General features: G+C 77.7%; 1 pseudogene. It reads right to left on the bottom strand.

Annotated features, from left to right (window positions below):
- A pseudogene (locus tag DZG00_RS16640) lies at positions 1-345 on the bottom strand (gephyrin-like molybdotransferase Glp); the annotation flags it as partial.

Here is a 345-nt window from a genome sequence, read left to right as displayed (position 1 = left end):
GAGCTCCTCGCCGGGCCCGCGGAGCTCGAGGCCGGTGGAGAGGAGGAGCACGACCGGTCGGCGACGCACGGCGACCGTTGCGACGCCGGCAGAGGCGAGCACGCCCCAGTGGGCCGGGAGGACACGCGTGCCCGCGACGACGAGCACGCTGCCCGCGGCGAGGTCGCTGCCCTGCGCGCGGACGTACGCACCCGGATCCACGGGCGCGGCGAAGGAGACGACGGCGTCGGTGGCGGCCTCGTCGACGAAGCGGTCGGGCGTCGCGGCCTCGATGGGCACGATCGCGTCGGCGCCGGGCGGGACGGGCGCCGACGCGATCGTGCCCATCGAGGCCGCGACGCCCGA

The sequence above is a fragment of the Clavibacter lycopersici genome (assembly GCF_003576405.1).
Classification (GTDB): domain Bacteria; phylum Actinomycetota; class Actinomycetes; order Actinomycetales; family Microbacteriaceae; genus Clavibacter; species Clavibacter lycopersici.
This window is presented reverse-complemented; position numbering and strand designations above follow the sequence as displayed.